General features: G+C 70.7%; 12 protein-coding genes. 5 read left to right on the forward strand and 7 right to left on the reverse strand.

What is annotated here, in order from left to right; genetic code table 11:
• Positions 1 to 5: 5 nt before the first annotated feature.
• Both KBB57_RS02610 and paaN read right to left on the reverse strand, forming a co-directional pair.
• Positions 6 to 1,148 (reverse strand): ABC transporter substrate-binding protein, encoded by a 1,143-nt coding sequence (locus KBB57_RS02610; protein ID WP_290746347.1) that lies wholly within the window; start codon positions 1,146 to 1,148, stop codon positions 6 to 8.
• A 36-nt stretch (positions 1,149 to 1,184) separates the two neighbouring features.
• Positions 1,185 to 2,837, reverse strand: coding sequence for a phenylacetic acid degradation protein PaaN (paaN, locus tag KBB57_RS02615; RefSeq protein WP_290746350.1), 1,653 nt, complete (start codon positions 2,835 to 2,837; stop codon positions 1,185 to 1,187).
• Between the two features lie 127 nt (positions 2,838 to 2,964).
• On the opposite strand from paaN, the gene paaG reads away from it, so the two are divergent.
• The 5 genes from paaG to KBB57_RS02640 all read left to right on the forward strand — a co-directional run bounded on the left by paaG (position 2,965) and on the right by KBB57_RS02640 (position 6,414).
• Positions 2,965 to 3,753 (forward strand): 2-(1,2-epoxy-1,2-dihydrophenyl)acetyl-CoA isomerase PaaG, encoded by a 789-nt coding sequence (paaG, locus tag KBB57_RS02620; protein WP_290746353.1) that lies wholly within the window; start codon positions 2,965 to 2,967, stop codon positions 3,751 to 3,753.
• Positions 3,750 to 4,193 carry a hydroxyphenylacetyl-CoA thioesterase PaaI gene (paaI, locus tag KBB57_RS02625; RefSeq protein WP_290746356.1) on the forward strand — a complete coding sequence of 148 codons (444 nt, stop codon included), beginning with the start codon at positions 3,750 to 3,752 and terminating at the stop codon, positions 4,191 to 4,193. Before paaG ends, paaI begins: the two co-directional genes overlap by 4 nt.
• Positions 4,194 to 4,240: 47 nt before the next feature.
• Entirely contained in the window at positions 4,241 to 5,551 is a 1,311-nt protein-coding gene (paaK, locus tag KBB57_RS02630; protein ID WP_290746359.1) for a phenylacetate--CoA ligase PaaK, read from the forward strand.
• 96 nt (positions 5,552 to 5,647) lie between these two features.
• Positions 5,648 to 6,247, forward strand: a complete 600-nt coding sequence (locus KBB57_RS02635) for a TetR/AcrR family transcriptional regulator (protein WP_290746362.1) — start codon at positions 5,648 to 5,650, stop codon at positions 6,245 to 6,247.
• A gap of 20 nt (positions 6,248 to 6,267) precedes the next feature.
• Positions 6,268 to 6,414: a hypothetical protein gene (locus KBB57_RS02640; protein WP_290746365.1), complete on the forward strand. Its 147-nt coding sequence runs from the start codon at positions 6,268 to 6,270 to the stop codon at positions 6,412 to 6,414.
• Positions 6,415 to 6,440: 26 nt separating this feature from the next.
• Here the strand turns inward: KBB57_RS02640 and KBB57_RS02645 are convergent, their stop codons facing one another.
• Genes KBB57_RS02645 through paaE form a run of 5 tightly spaced genes read right to left on the reverse strand, consistent with a single transcriptional unit; the run spans position 6,441 to position 13,444 of the window.
• A complete protein-coding gene (locus KBB57_RS02645; protein ID WP_290746367.1) occupies positions 6,441 to 7,052 on the reverse strand; it encodes a transferase hexapeptide repeat family protein in 612 nt (203 codons plus the stop codon).
• Positions 7,053 to 7,112: 60 nt separating this feature from the next.
• Complete coding sequence (locus KBB57_RS02650) at positions 7,113 to 9,479, reverse strand: penicillin acylase family protein (RefSeq protein ID WP_290746370.1); 2,367 nt, start codon at positions 9,477 to 9,479, stop codon at positions 7,113 to 7,115.
• A 34-nt stretch (positions 9,480 to 9,513) separates the two neighbouring features.
• Positions 9,514 to 11,580: a phenylacetic acid degradation bifunctional protein PaaZ gene (gene paaZ / locus KBB57_RS02655; protein WP_290746372.1), complete on the reverse strand. Its 2,067-nt coding sequence runs from the start codon at positions 11,578 to 11,580 to the stop codon at positions 9,514 to 9,516.
• Between the two features lie 12 nt (positions 11,581 to 11,592).
• Positions 11,593 to 12,360 carry a Phenylacetic acid catabolic protein gene (locus tag KBB57_RS02660; RefSeq protein ID WP_290746373.1) on the reverse strand — a complete coding sequence of 256 codons (768 nt, stop codon included), beginning with the start codon at positions 12,358 to 12,360 and terminating at the stop codon, positions 11,593 to 11,595.
• Positions 12,361 to 12,370: 10 nt separating this feature from the next.
• Entirely contained in the window at positions 12,371 to 13,444 is a 1,074-nt protein-coding gene (gene paaE, locus KBB57_RS02665; RefSeq protein WP_290746375.1) for a 1,2-phenylacetyl-CoA epoxidase subunit PaaE, read from the reverse strand.
• Position 13,445: the final 1 nt, after the last annotated feature.

Genomic DNA, 13,445 nt, shown 5'->3' on the forward strand with positions numbered 1-13,445 from the left:
CGGCGTTACTCGGTGAGGGTCCAGTCGCCGCCCTTGATCTCCAGCATCCGGAACGCCGAGAGGTCGAAGCCGAGGTGGTCCTCCTTCGACATGGTCACGACGCCGGTGGTGCCGGCGAGGCCCGCCGTCGCCTCGATGGCGTCGCGGATGTCGGCCGGGTCGCTCGACCCCGCGCGCTTCAGCGCGTCGACCAGGATGGCGAAGGCGTCGTGGGCGTAGCCGCCGAAGGTCGAGGGCGCCTCGCCGTTCGCCGCCTGGTACTCCGCGACATAGGCCGCCACGACCGGCTTCTGCGGATCGCCCTCGGGCAGCAGGTCGCCGACGAGGAGAGCGGTGCCGGGCAGCCGCACGCCCTCCGCCGCATCGGCGCCGGCGAGGTCGATGAAGCCCTTCGAGGCCACGCCGTGGCTCTGGTAGAGCGGCAGCCCGACCGCGAGCTGCTGGTAGTTGCGCGTCACGATCGACGGCCCCTGGCCGAAGCCCGGGTTCAGCACCGCCTCGATTCCGGCGGTGTTCTTGATGTTGGTGAGCTGCGGCGTCATGTCCGCGTCGGTCGGCCCATAGCTCTCGTCCGCCAGGATCTCGATCCCGTAGTCCCCGACCACCTCGAGGCAATGCTTGCGCATCGAGGCGCCGAAGCCGTCGGTGCCGGAGATCATGCCGATCTTGGTGATCCCGCGCGCCTTCATGTCCTCGAAGATCTTCTGGCAGGCCATGCGGTCAGTGTGCGGGGTCTTGAACACCCATTCCTTGACCGGGTCGATGATCTCGATGGCGCCTGCGAGCGAGATGAACGGGATCTCGGCGTCCTCGACCACTGGGATGATCGACATCGTGGTGCCGGTGGTGGTGCCGCCGATGATCGCGACCACCTCGTCGTCCTCGACGAGGCGGGTGGCGAAGGTGCGCGCCTTGTTCGGGTCGCCGCCGTCGTCGTAGAGCGTCAGCGCGATCTCCTCGCCGTTGATCCCGCCCTCTGCGTTCACCTTGTCGGCCATCATCTTCAGCGTCTTCGCCTCGGGATCGCCGAGGAACGCGGCCGGGCCGGTCTCGGAAACCGTCACGCCGATCCGGATCTCGGCCGACGCCGCGGAGGCGAGGCCGAGCGCGGCGAGCATGGCGAGCGCAGTGGTGTTCAGGGCTTGCATTCGGGTTCCTCCCCCAGGGTTGCTTGCGTGGTTTTCTCAGGCGGCCTTGGGCCGACGCCACATCGCCCGCCGGAAGCGGCCGGCGACGAAGGCGGCGTCGGTCAGGCTGGCGTTGCCGGCCGGATTGAGGCCGGTGACGTGGTAGTCGCTGAAGGCGGCGCTCTGGTTCACGTAGATGCCGCCGGTCAGGTTCACGGACAGGTTGACCCCCGCGTGGGCGAAGGCCTCCGCGGCCCGCAGGATGCGGTCCTCGTCGGTGTCGTAGAGCGCCGCGGTGATCGCGCCCTTGCGCCGGGCGAGGTCCGTCGCGCGGGCGACGCCCTCGTCCGCGTCCGCGACCGCGACCACGAAGGCGATCGGCCCGAACCGCTCCTCGCCGTAGGCCGCTTCGTCGGCGGCGTCGACGGCGAGGATCAGCGGCGAGGCGGTGCGGCCCTCGCCGACCGGCCCGCTGTCGCGCACCACCTGGCCGAGGCCGCGCGCGGCGGCGACGCGCTCGAGCGTCGCCGGGTTGGCGATCGCCCCGCAGACCCCGGCGGCCCGCGCCGGATCGGCGAGGAGCGCGTCCGCCGCCGCCGCGATCCCGGCCGCCACCTCGTCGAAGCCCTTGTGCCCCTCGTCGGTCTCGATCCCGCCCCTCGGGACGAAGATGTCCTGCGGCGTCGTGCACATCTGGCCGGAGTAGAGCGCCAGCGAGAAGGCGAGGTTGTCGCACATCGCCGCGAAGGCGTCCGTCCCGGCGACGACCACCGAGTTGACCCCGGCCTCTTCGGTATAGACCTGCGCCCCGCGGGCGTTCGTCCGCACCCATTCGCCGAAGGCGTTCGATCCGGTGTAGTCGACGATCCCGACCCCCGGATGCGCGACCAGCGCCTTCGCCAGCGGCGCCTCCGCCGAATCGGCGGCCAGCAGCACGACGTCGCGCGGCAGCTCCGCCTCGGCGAGCACGTCGCGCAGCACCGCGACGGTCAGCGCCAGCGGCAGCGTCGCCGCCGGATGCGGCTTCACGATGACCGGGTTCCCCGTCGCGAGGCTCGCGAAGAGCCCGGGATAGCTGTTCCAAGTCGGGAAGGTGTTGCAGCCGATGACCAGCCCCACCCCACGCGGCACCAGGCTCCAGCGCTTCTCGATCACGAGCGGCGCCGCCTTGCCCTGCGGCTTCTCCCACACCGCGCCGGCCGGGCTCCGCGTCATCTCCGCCCAGGCCACGGCCACCGCCTCCAGCCCCCGGTCCTGCGCGTGCGGGCCGCCCGCCTGGAACGCCATCGCGAACGGCTGCCCGGTCGTGTGCATCGTGGCGGACCCGATCTCGAAGCTCATCGCGTTCAGCCGGACCAGCGCCTCGAGGCACACGCCGACGCGCAGCTCCGGCCCCGCGGCCGCCCATGCCGGCCCCGCCGCCTCGGCGGCCGCGACCAGCGCTTCTGCGTCCGCCGTCGGATACGAGATCCCGAGCGCCGGCCCGAACGGCGAGGCCTCGGCGCCGACCCGTCCCGATTCGGGATGGCCGGCCATCTCGAAGGGCTTGCCAAGCCGCGCCTCGAAGGCGGCGAGCCCGTCGGCCCGCGCGGTCTCGCCATAGATCTTCCCGCTCGGAACTTCCGGAAAAGGCGTCCAGAATCCGCGCGTGACCAGCGCGGCCAGCGCGTCGTCGAGCAGCGCCTTGTGGCGGGCGAGCAGGGTGCTCATTCTGGATTTCCTCCCGTTCGTTGGTTTTATCATTGACCGGCCGGTCGGTTTATGCAACATCTTTTTTCAGCGCAGGACAAACGGCGACGCCCCGAGCGCCGGGCCCGCAGGAGGAACCGGAAACGACATGGCCGACACGCTGCTGACTTCCCTCGACGCGGGCGTGCTGACGCTCACGCTCAACCGCCCCGACAAGCTCAACTCCTTCAACGAGGAGATGCATCGCGCGCTCCGCGCCGGCTTCGAGCGGGCCGCCGCCGACGCGGCCGTCCGTGCGGTCCTCCTCACCGGCGCCGGCCGCGGCTTCTCCGCCGGCCAGGACCTTGGCGACCGCGACCCGCGCAAGGCGACCCAGCCGCCGGACCTCGGCGTGACGCTCGACACCTTCTACAACCCGACGCTGCGCCTGATCCGCGCGCTGGAGAAGCCCGTCGTCTGCGCCGTCAACGGCGTCGCCGCGGGCGCCGGCGCCAACATCGCCTTCGCCTGCGACATCGTGCTCGCCGCCCGCTCGGCGAAGTTCATCCAGGCCTTCGCGAAGATCGGCCTCGTCCCCGACGCCGGCGGCAGCTGGTCGCTCGCCCGCATCCTCGGCGAGCCCCGCGCCAAGGCGCTGGCGCTCCTCGCCGAGCCGCTCCCGGCCGAGACCGCCGCCGACTGGGGCCTGATCTGGAAGGTCGTCGACGACGCCGACCTGCTCGCCGAGGCGACGGCGATCGCGAAGCGCCTCGCCGCCGGCCCGACCCGCGGCCTCGGCCTCACCAAGCGCGCCATCCAGGCCGCCGCGGGCAACACGCTCGACGCCCAGCTCGACCTCGAGCGCGACCTCCAGCGCGAGGCCGGCCGCACCGCCGACTACGCGGAGGGCGTCGTCGCCTTCCTCGAGAAGCGCCCGGCGGAGTTCAAGGGACGATGACCACGGCCGCCGCCCTCTCCCCCCAACAGCTCGCCGAGGCCTGCGCCGCGGCGATGTGGGCCGACGACAAGGCCTCGCAGCAGCTCGGGATGCGGATCGAGCATATCGCCCCCGGCGAGGCGACGCTCTCGATGGACGTCGCCGAGTTCATGCTGAACGGCCACGGCCTCGCCCATGGCGGCTACATCTTCACGCTCGCCGACAGCGCCTTCGCCTTCGCCTGCAACGGCCAAAACCAGCGCACCGTCGGCCACCAGGCCGCGATCACCTACCTCGCCCCCGGCCGCCGCGGCGACCGCCTGACCGCCGCCGCCCGCGAGCTGCACCGCGGCAGGCGCGACGGCATCTACGACGTCACCGTGACCAACGACCGTGGCGAGCGGATCGCCGTGTTCCGCGGCCATTCGCGCACCGTCAAGGGAACCCACCTGCCGGAGTGACCGGCGCCCGCAACGCATCCAGCAACGCATCTGGGAGGAAGCCTGACATGACCACCGCCACCCTGTCCCGCGAGGGCCTCCACGCCATCGAGAACGCCTCGCGCGACGAGATCGCCGGGCTCCAGCTCGAGCGGATGAAGTGGTCCGTCCGCCACGCCTACGAGAACTCGGCCTTCTACCGGAAGCGCTTCGACGACCACGGCGTCCACCCCGACGACCTAAAGACCCTCGCCGACCTCGCCAAGTTCCCCTTCACCGTGAAGCAGGACCTGCGCGACACCTATCCCTTCGGCATGTTCGCCGTCCCCCGCGAGAAGCTCAGCCGCATCCACGGCTCCTCCGGCACCACCGGCAAGCCGACCGTCGTCGGCTATACCGCCAACGACATCTCGACCTGGGCCGACCTGATCGCCCGCTCGATCTATGCCTCCGGCGGCCGCCCCGGCGACATCGCCCACATCGCCTATGGCTACGGCCTCTTCACCGGCGGCCTCGGCGCGCACTACGGGGCCGAGCGCCTCGGCTGCACCGTCGTCCCGATCTCCGGCGGCATGACCGAGCGGCAGGTCACCCTGATCCAGGACTTCAAGCCGCGGATCATCATGGTGACGCCGTCCTACATGCTGTCGATCCAGGACGAGTTCCGCCGCCAGGGCCTCGATCCGCGCGAGAGCTCGCTCGAGGTCGGCATCTTCGGGGCGGAGCCGTGGACGAACGCCATGCGCGAGGAGATCGAGCAGGCCTTCGCCATGGACGCCGTCGACATCTACGGCCTCTCCGAGATCATGGGCCCCGGCGTCGCCAACGAGTGCGTCGAGACCAAGGACGGCCTCCACGTCTGGGAGGACCACTTCTACCCCGAGATCATCGACCCCGAGACCGGCGCCGTCCTCCCCGACGGCGAGCTCGGCGAGCTCGTCTTCACGACCCTCACCAAGGAGGGCCTGCCGATGATCCGCTACCGCACCCGCGACCTCACCCGGTTGCTGCCCGGCACCGCCCGCTCCATGCGCCGCATGGAGAAGGTCACGGGCCGGTCCGACGACATGATCATCCTGCGCGGCGTCAACGTCTTCCCGACCCAGATCGAGGAGCAGATCCTGAAATGCGCCGGGCTCGCTCCGCATTTCCAGATCGAGCTCGTCCGCAAGGGCCGCATGGACGACATGATCGTCCACGTCGAGGCCGCCGCCGGCGCCGCCTCGGCGGAGGCCCGCGCCGCCTCGGCGAAGGAGCTCGCCCACCACATCAAGAGCGTGGTCGGCGTCTCGACGAAGATCGACATCGCCGACCCGAACAGCGTCCAGCGCTCCGAGGGCAAGGCGAAGCGGGTCGTGGACAATCGGCCCAAAGAATGATTTGACCGCCCGGACGGACAACGAATTGACCCGAGGGGGGCGGCCGCCTGCGGCCGTCCCCGAACCGCGTCCGGCTATGGGAACGGAACTGACGGCATGGCACGGACCCGCGCCAGCGACTTCGAGGAAAAGCAGCACGGCCTCCTGCTGAGCGCCGCGGCGGTCTTCGCCGAGCAAGGGATGGAGAAGGCCTCGATGGCCCAGATCGCCATCCGCTCCGGCGTCTCCAAGGCGCTGCTCTACCACTACTACCCGAGCAAGGACGTGCTGATCTTCGCGATCGTCCACGAGCACCTCGTCGATCTCGAGGCCGCCGTGGCGGATGCGATCGACCCCGGGCTCGCGCCGGAGGCGCAGCTCCGCCGCCTGGTCGGGGTGGTGCTGGAGAAGTACCGGGGCGCCGACGACGCCCACAAGGTGCAGCTCGTCGGCACGTCCGCCCTGACCGAGGAGCAGCGCGGCGAGATCCGGGCGGTGGAGCGCCAGATCGTCCGCCACTTCGCCGGCGTGCTGAAACGCGTCCGCCCTGACCTCGACCGCCCGGAGCGGCCGCTGCTGATGCCCGTCACCATGTCGCTCTTCGGCATGATGAACTGGGTCTACATGTGGTTCGACGACGGCGGCGCCGTCAGCCGCGAGGACTACGCCGAGGTTGCGACCACGCTGATCCTCGAAGGGATCAAGGGCGTCCGGTAGGCGCCCACGGCGGGACGCCGATGATCGTGCGACGGATCCACAAGTCGTCGCGCGCCAGGCGGGCGTGGAACGCGACGATCCATCCGGTGCGCTGCCGGATCGAGAAGACCTTCGGCACGAGCAAGCGCAGCCACGGGCCCGAGCGCGCCCCGATCCGGGGACATTGAGGAAGAGCCGGGAAGGCCCGCCCTGTTCAGTCCCCGAGCTTCAGCCGCGCCGCCACCAGCGGATCGTAGTCCGGCGCCCGGACGCGGCGGCGGTCCGGCTCGGGCGCGGCCAGCGGCTCGGCCCGGGCGAGCTTCTCCCCCGCCTCCAGCGCGAGGCGCTGGTAGACGCCGGTGCCGCGGGTCTTCCAGTCGATCTCCTGGTCCGAGAGCGTGCGGACGACCTTCGCCGGCGAGCCGACGGCAAGGCTCCGCGGCGGGATCTTCCGTCCGGCCGGCACGAAGGCCATGGCCCCGAGGATGGAATCGGCCCCGACCTCCGCCTCGTCCATGACGACGGCGTTCATCCCCACCATGGCGTTCCGCCCGATCCGGCAGCCGTGCAGCACCGCCCCGTGGCCGATATGGCCCGAAGGCTCGACGACGACGCCGAGGTTCGGGAAGGTGTGGACGACGCAGGTCTCCTGCACGTTCGCCCCCGCGCCGATCTCGATGCGGCCGAAATCGCCGCGGAGCACGCATTGCGGGCCGATATAGACCCCTGCCGCGAGGATGACGTCGCCGATGACCGTGGCGTCCGGGTGGACGAAGGCCTCCGGGTCGACGACGGGGACGATGCCGTCCCAGGACCAGATCCCCATCGCACGCCCTCCTGAGCCGCAAAAGTCGTTCCGCCGGGCGTCTCCGCCCGGCAGCCGCCATCATTCGATGGTGAAGGTCGCCTTCGCCACCGCGGATTTCTCGACGTCCTCACGGTAGAAGGCCTGCGGGCGGCAGCCGAAGTCCGCGTAGAGCTGCAGCTGGTCCTGGTAGTGCGGGGACTTCGTGCCGTCCGGCGCGACGAAGCCGCTCTGGCCCGGGGGCGTGACGGCGCAGAAGCTGACCTTGCCGTCCGCGAAGCGGATCATGTCGTTCTCGGTGCCGCGGTTCATCGCGGTGCCGATCGCCAGCCCCTCGCCCGCCCCGGCCTGCGGGACGCCGAGGTAGTTCTTGGTGTCGAAGACGTGCTGGTCGAGCGGCAGCCGCCACTCGGCCACGTCGGCGCTGCCGAACTGCTCGGTCAGCGCCGCGCGGGTCTTCTCCAGCGCCGCAAGAACCACGGCGTCCGGGTCGGCGCCGTTGAAGAAGTCGTAGGCCTGCGGCACCCCCGCCGCCTCGCCCATCAGCGCGTTGTTGAGGAGCGCCGAGGGGAGCGCGATGCGGATCTGCATCACCTTGGCCGGGATCGCCGGCGCGTCGTCGAGGAGCACGTCCGCGACCATGACGTCCATCCACTTGCGCAGGATGGCGACGGCGGGCGAGGTGGCCTTGCCGTCGGCGTCGCGGATCTGCCGGCTGTCCCACCCGGCGAGCGCGGCGAGCATCGGCTGGCGCGGGTCGTCGGCCGGCAGGCCCGCGCCAGCCTCGAGGATGCGCGGCACGAAGTAGCGGGCGTTGACGTCGACGAAGCTCGTCTCCGGCAGGATGTTCCAGACCTCCTCCGGCGAGAAGCGGTCCTTCGCCTCGATCCGCGACATGATCTCCACGACGCGGTCGGCCGAGCCCCAGGGGCTGCCCTCGACGGTCGAGACCGTGCCCTTGCCGGAGCGGTTGTTCCAGTTGGCGATCCAGCCCTGCGCCGGGTTCAGCGTCTTCGGCACGTCGGCGAAGGGGCGGACGCCCTGCCAGTCCTGGCTGCCGTCGCCCTTCGCCGGCAGGCGCAGGTCCTGGTCCCCTGCGCGCACCGGCAGGTAGCCCGGCGAGACGTAGCCGATGTTGCCCTCGCGGTCGGCGTAGTACCAGTTGATCGTCGTCGCCACGTCCTTGGCCGCGTCGAGCCACTGGTCATAGTCCTGCGCCTGAGTCGAGCGGATCCAGGCCATCAGCGTCTGGAGCTCGAAGCCCTCCCACGCGCGGTGGAAGGCGAAGGCGCGGCCGTGCTCGGCGTCCATGACCGGCACCACGCCGTAGTCGGATGTCCAGATGTCGACGACGACGTCCTCGGCGCCCTTGACCTTGATCGTCTCCTGCCGGCTCCGCAGGTCGGCCCAGCCGTCGCCTTGCTTGTACTGGCGCGGGTTCTCCGGGTTGAGCGTCAGCTCGACATAGTCGTTGACGTCGAGCGGCCCGGCCGTCGCGCCCCAGGCGATAGCGCCGTTGGTGCCGAAGAGGATGTTCGGCACCGCGAAGGGGGTGTTGCCGGTGACGTCGAACCCGGCGCCGTGCAGCCCGATCGAGAACACGTAGGAGGGGTTGAAGTTGCCGAACTGCGGCCCGTTGACGAGGATCGTGCTGCCGTCGGTGGTCTTCTCCGGCCCGAGGATCCAGAGGTTGCTCGCCCGCGGCCGGTCGTCGTCGCCGCCCGGCAGGGACAGCCCGTCCAGCCCCGCGAAGCGCGAGGCGTCGACCGGCGTCGCCTCGGCCTTCCTCTCGTACTGCTCGCCGGCGGGGACCGTGGTCGGCGCGAGCGGGTCCTCGATCCAGAAGATCTGGTCGAAGAGCTGCTTGCCGAGGGTCTCGCCGTGCTGCTCCACCAGCGCGTCGAGCACCTTGGCGTTGTTGAGCTCGGCCGAGTAGTAGGAGAAGCGCCCGGCCATGGTGCCGACGTAGATCATCGCCACGTCGAAGTCGGTCCACGGCGTCGGCTCGAAGCCGAAGTCGGTGAACTCCTTCGGCAGCAGATGCGCCTTGTCGGCCATCACCTCGCCGAGGCGCTTGTTCCAGCCGGCGGCATAGCCGCGGAGGACGTCGCGCTGCTCCGCCGGCAGCGCGTCGATCTGGGCGCGGATGCTCGCGGGATCGAAGAGGCCTCGGGTCTGGGTGTCGTAGGCGACCTGGTCGGGGCCGAGCACCTCGGCCGTCGTCCCCAGCACCGAGCGGCGGGCCATCTCCATCTGGAACAGCCGGTCCTCGGCCACCGCGTAGCCGAAGCCGGCGTAGAGGCCATAGACGTCGTCGGCATAGACCTGCGGGATTCCCCACTCGTCGCGCAGGATCGTCACCTCGGAGGCGGCGCTGGCGGCGAGCGGCGAGAGCGCGAGGAGCGCAGGCAGGAGCAGCCGGCCGAGGGGCCGGTTCAGGACGGACATGGGCGTTTCCTCCGGTTTTGTCGGTTTTCCTTGGTCAGGCGGCCGGCGGCCAGGTCTTGGCGACCATGGTCAGAACGTCGTATTGCGCCACGGTCTCGCCCTTCTGGTTGGTCACCTGGCAGTCCCAGCGCACCTCGCCGTGCTCGGCGCTGGCGCGGGGGTTGATCTCCTTGCAGGTCAGCCGGACTCCGAGCGTGTCGCCGGGATAGACCGGCGTCAGGAAGCGCAGGTTGTCGACGCCGTAGTTGGCGAGGACCGGCCCCGGCGCCGGATCGACGAACAGCCCCGCCGCGAAGGACACGATCAGGTAGCCGTGCGCCACCCGCCCGTCGAAGAACGGGTTCGCCTTGGCCGCCGCCTCGTCCATGTGCGCGTAGAAGGTGTCGCCGGTGAAGTTGGCGAAATGCTCGATGTCCTCCAGCGTCACTTGCCGCGTCGCGGTGACGAGCTGGTCGCCGATCTTGAGCTCCGCCAGCGACTTCCGGAACGGATGCGCCCCATCCCGCTGCACGTCCGCGCCCTCGATCCAGCGCCCGGTGACGGCCGAGAGCAGCCGCGGGGCCCCCTGCACCGCGGTGCGCTGCATGTAGTGCTTCACTCCGCGGACCCCGCCCATCTCCTCGCCGCCGCCGGCCCGGCCGGGGCCGCCATGGACGAGGACCGGCAAGGGCGAGCCGTGGCCGGTGGAGGACTTCGCGCTCAGCCGGTTGCCGATCAGCACCCGTCCGTGGAACGGCGCGAGCCCGAGCACGACCTCCTCGGCGACCGCCTTGTCGTCGGTGAAGACCGACGCCACCAGCGAGCCCTTGCCGCGCCGGGCCAGCTCGACCGCCTCGTCGATGTCGTCATAGGGCATCACCGTCGACACCGGCCCGAAGGCCTCGACGTCGTGGATCGCCGCCTTGCCGAGCGGATTGTCGGCGTAGAGCACCACGGGGTTGAGGAACGCCCCGGCCTCGGCGTCGCCCGAGGTCACCCGCACCGCGTCAGGATCGCCGGCGACGATCTCCGCCTCCTGCTGGAGCTCGCGGATGCGCTCGCGCACCTCCTTGCGCTGGTCGAGGCTGGCGAGCGGCCCCATCCGCGTGCCCTCGACCGAGGGATCGCCGAGCGCGGTCTTGGCGAGCCGCTCGCCGAGCGCCGCCACCAGCGCGTCGGTGAAGCCGCGCGGCGCGATCACCCGGCGGATGGCGGTGCATTTCTGCCCGGCCTTCACCGTCATCTCGCGCGCGACCTCCTTGACGAAGAGGTCGAATTCCGGCGTCCCCGGCGCGGCGTCCGGCCCGAGGATCGAGGCGTTCAGGCTGTCCGCCTCCATGGTGAAGCGGACGGAGTTCTCCACGATCGCCGGCGACGAGCGGAGCTTGCGTCCCGTCCAGGCCGAGCCGGTGAAGGTCACCACGTCCTGCCCGGTCACATGGTCGAGCAGATCGCCGGTCGAGCCGGCGATCAGCTGGATCGCGCCCTCGGGCAGGATGCCGCTCTCCACGATCCGCCGCACCACCAGCTCGGTCAGGTAGGCCGTCTGGCTGGCCGGCTTCACGATCGACGGCACCCCGGCGATGAAGGTCGGGGCGACCTTCTCCAGCATCCCCCAGACCGGGAAGTTGAAGGCGTTGATGTGGATCGCCACGCCTTCGAGCGGCGTCAGGATATGCTGGGCCGAGAAGGAGTTGTCCCGCGACAGCGCCTCCACGTCCCCGTCGACGAGCACCCGGGTGTTCGGCAGCTCGCGGCGCGCCTTCGAGGCGTAGGAGAGCAGCGTGCCCGCGCCGCCCTCGATGTCGATCCAGCCGTCCTGGCGGGTGGCGCCGGTGGCGAAGCTCTCGACGTAGAACTCCTCCTTCTGCGCCATCAGGAACTGCCCGAGCGCCTTCAGCATCGCCGCCCGCTCGTGGAAGGAGAGCTTGCGGAGCCGCTTGCCGGCCTCGCGCCCGTAGTCGAGCGCCCCGGCGAAATCGACGCCGGAGGAGTCGATGTGGGCGACCGGCGCCCCCGTGGCGGCGTTCAGCAGGGTCTGGCCCTTGCCCTTGCCCTTGACCCAGGCGCCCCCGACGTAGCTTTCGAGCGTGCGGGGCTTGGTGGTGACGTCGACGGACATCGCCGGTCTCCCTTAGTCGAGGCCGAGGGGGGCGAGCGTCGCCCGGACCGAGGCGGTCCAGTCGGCGAGCAGCGCCTCGTTCGGGCGGTGGCGGAGGCCGAAGCGCTTCTGCGTCTCGAACCGGGCGGAGTTCATCGCGCCGAAGCTGTCGGCGACCCGCGGCCGCCAGTAGGCGACCGACGCCCGCGCCGCGGCGCGGCCCTCCTCGGTCGCGGCGAGGTCAGTGAGGCCGGTGACGCCGAGGTCGGTGTGCCGCTTCTCGCGCGGGGCGATGGCGCGGAACACGTCGGCGAGCGGCGCGTAGGAGACGCGCGACAGCTCGTCGAGGGTGACGGCGGCGGCGAGGCCCTGCAGCACGTTCATCACCACCGCGTCCACCCACCCCTCGATCGGGTAGTGGAAGACCGCGAGCCGCATGTCGCTGCCGTGTCGCGCCTGCCCGAGCGCCGCGTCGCGCGGCAGCCGGTCGGCCCAGGGCGCCTGCGTCGCATACCGCCCCTCGTCGGCGCCGAAGTCGCCCATCAGGTCGAGCACCCGCCCCGCATGGTCGGCCTTCTCCAGCGTGATCCGGCACGCCGCGATCCGCGCCGTGATCCCCGGCGCGTCGTTGATCGTGTCGGCGAACCCGGCCGAGGCCGCGAGCTCGCTGTCGACGAAGCTCGCCATCAGCCGGAGCAGCTCGCCCCGGTAGCGCGGCGGCACGTTCCCCGGCGAGGTGAGCTGGCCGCCCTGCGCCAGGTAGTCCTCGATCGGCATGGTGGCGTCGGTGGCGTCGGACATGGCCGTTTCCTCACTGGTCATAGCTGACGACGATCTTGTCGCTGAGGGGGAAGCACTGGCAGGTCAGCACGTAGCCCTGCTTCACCTCGTAGTCCTCGAGCGCATGGTTGATCGCCATCTCGGCCTCGCCCTCGATCACCTTGGCCCGGCAGGTCGAGCACACCCCCGCCTTGCAGGCATAGGGCGCGTCGATGTTCGCCTCGAGCGCGGCGTCGAGCAGGCTCTGGCCGGCCTTCGGCATGCGGAAGCTGCGGGTGGCGCCGTCGAGGGTGACGGTGGCCTCGGTGGAGTTCGAGGTGGAGACCTCGTGCGACACCGCCCGCTGCCGGGTCCGCCCCGGCTGGCCCGAGGCGAACAGCTCGAACTTGATCTGCGCGTCCGAGAGCCCGTGCTCCTTCAGCGCCCCGGCGATCGCCAGCATCATCGGCTCCGGCCCGCAGATGAAGGCCGTGTCGACAGTGGGCAGGTCGATCCACACCTTGAAGAGCTGCGCGCACTTCTCCGCGTCCACCCGCCCGGTGAAGAGGTCGATGTCCTGCGCCTCGGACTCGAGCACGTGGATGATGGAGAGCCGCCCGAGATGGCGGTTCTTCAGATCCTCCAGCTCCTCGCGGAACATGATCGAGCTGATCTGCCGGTTGGCGTAGACCAGCGTGAACGTCGACCGCGGCTCGGCGGCGAGCACGGTCTTGACGATCGAGAGGAGGGGCGTGATGCCTGAGCCCCCGGCGAAGCCGAGGTAGTTCTTCGCCTTCTCCGGCTCGATCGCGGTGAAGAACCGCCCCATCGGCGGCATCGCCTCGATCGTCGCGCCGGCCTTCAGCTCCTCGTTCGCCCAGGTAGAGAACGCCCCGCCGTCGACGCGCTTGATGCCGACCTGAAGGAACCCCTCGTCCTTGCCGGCGCAGATCGAGTAGCTGCGGCGCAGCTCGTCGTCATCGAACTTGCGGCGAAAGGTCAGGTACTGGCCTTGGGTGAAGTCGAAGAGCGCGGCGTCCTCCGCGCGGGGCTTCAGGGTGACGACGACGGCGTCCCGCGTCTCCTTGCGGACGTCGACGACATCGAGGGAATGGAAGCGTGCCATT

Source organism: Amaricoccus sp. (genome assembly GCF_017993425.1).
In the GTDB taxonomy this organism is placed as follows: domain Bacteria; phylum Pseudomonadota; class Alphaproteobacteria; order Rhodobacterales; family Rhodobacteraceae; genus Amaricoccus.